Below are 2,172 nucleotides of genomic sequence, written 5' to 3'. Positions count from 1 at the left end.
AAATAAAGCTTCAAACACGGGACGCGTGACAAGATGTTGCGCTAACATCTCAATCGCTTCCTCTTGCTTGATTTCACTGTTGACGTTGTTCTTTAATTCCTTATGGAATGCATCAAAGGCGTGAAAGGCTTCACTCTTTTCATCGGAAATCATATCTTTAAGATGATTGATATGGTTTTGAGCAATCTCAGCAACATTGTTCGCCCAAATGCCCCAATAATCCGTGATTTTAAAACTATCCAGAAAAATGGCTTTGACAAAATCAAAAAATTCAGAACGGCGGAATAGGTCTCCTTGTCCTCCAGATACCGATTGAGATTTGCTTTCTGCTGTTCCAATGACACGTCCAGAACTTTCTGTTTTGGATGGTATCGAGATCTCATCAACCGTTGTGGTAAGCTCTTTTAATTCATTGGCTCGTTTAATCTCTATAATTTCAATCGTATGGCTGCTATCTTGTCCTAAAGACATCTGATTAATTGTCCGAGCAAGCCTTTCGTCATGAGAATGTAAAGCATGCAAAACTTGCCAAACAACACGGTATCTCTTATTGTTTTTTAAAGCCTTTTTGGCTTCTAAGTGTGAAGGAATGATAATGGGTAAAATGATATAGCCCGTTTTTTTATTTGGAGCACGACGCATCACACGCCCTACTGCCTGTATCACATCCACTTGGCTATTGCGCGGGTGTAAAAACATGATGGCATCAAGAGCAGGGACATCAATCCCTTCTGAAAGACACCGAACATTGCTTAAGATCCGACAAACGTTTTGCCCCGCATCTTCTTTAAGCCAATCCAATTCCTCATTGCGTTTTTTGACGCTTTGCGTTCCGTCAATATGTCTTACTTCACAGTTTAGAAAGGGAACGGTTTGAAGGAAATCATCAATATGAGATTTGATAATTTTATTAAAGAGCTTTGTTATATATTGAGAGGTGTTAATGTCTTTGCAAAAAGCTAAAGCACATTGCATGGGCTCTGTATCATCATCATCAACAGCCGCTTGCTTATCTATTTTGGTAAGTGCTCTATAACAGCCAATAATTTTTGCCGCATCATCTAAATCAATTTCACGGTTTTCATTGGCAATAATCTCCTGTATGGCTGGTGTGATATAGGTTTCATTAATACCCAAGACCACAATCTTGTAAGGAGTTAAAAGTTCATTATCGACAGCTTCCGCGAAGGTATAATGATGAAGTTGTTTGCCATAAAGGGTTTCATCGTCCATAGATGCCAAAACAGCATTGATCTCATCCGCCCGCCTTTTAGCAGTGTCACTAAAGATACGCGGCGTTGCTGTCATATACAGACGTTTTTTGCCCCGAATGATGCTGTTATCGTGAACCTTGATAAATTCAGATTCATTGTCTTCAGTTCCCAATGAAGCCCCAGTTGTTCTATGGGCTTCATCACAGATGATCAGATCAAATTCGGGTAAACCATGCTCTTTTTGTGCATCCGAAATCACTTGGATAGAATGATAAGTTGAAAAGACCACGGTCATTGCATCTGCTAGGGATTCACAAGCTTCTTTAGCAAGGGCTTGAGCATCTGTTGTAGCAGGGAGAACAAGATCTGATGTTTCCATGCCAACAATATCATCTTGATTTTTACGACGCTTGCCTACTTTCGTATCAGAACACACGGCAAAGGAACGCAACGGGACTTGTGCATCGGCTGTCCATTCACGGATTGTTTGCGAGACTAAAGCCAGAGAAGGTACCAGAAACAAAACACGCTTGCCTTTCCCAGCAAGGGTTTCTGCTATCTTCAAACTGGTGAAAGTCTTCCCCGTACCACATGCCATAATCAGCTTGCCACGGTCTGCTTCTTTTAAACCTTCACAGACTTTCTTGATGGCTTCTTCTTGATGGGGACGAGGCTCTTTTGTTGATTTCAGAACAACTTCTTTTTTCGTTGCAAATATTTGCCAGTCTATACGACTGTTTTCCATATGACGAAGGTCAATACGATAAACGGGTATCGCTTGTCCTTTAATCATGGCATTCACATTGTCACTTAATTCCACTTCTGTGCTGTCAACGAGAAGTCGATATTTAAAGATGTCTTTTCCAGAGGCAGCGATAAAGCTATCAATATCTTTTTTACTGATCTGATGGTCAGCTTTATAAAACTTACATTGAATAGCCACATATCCCTCTTGATG

General features: G+C 40.6%; 1 protein-coding gene. It reads right to left on the bottom strand.

All coding sequences use genetic code 11. The annotated features are described in order from the left end of the window. A partial coding sequence (locus tag ACFINY_RS09575) for a DEAD/DEAH box helicase family protein (RefSeq protein WP_375701056.1) occupies positions 1-2,172 on the bottom strand: 2,172 nt, incomplete at both ends.

The organism is Bartonella sp. AA23NXGY, assembly GCF_042197165.1.
In the GTDB taxonomy this organism is placed as follows: domain Bacteria; phylum Pseudomonadota; class Alphaproteobacteria; order Rhizobiales; family Rhizobiaceae; genus Bartonella.
Note: the sequence above shows the minus strand (reverse complement) of the source record. Positions and strands in the feature narration are given on the sequence as shown.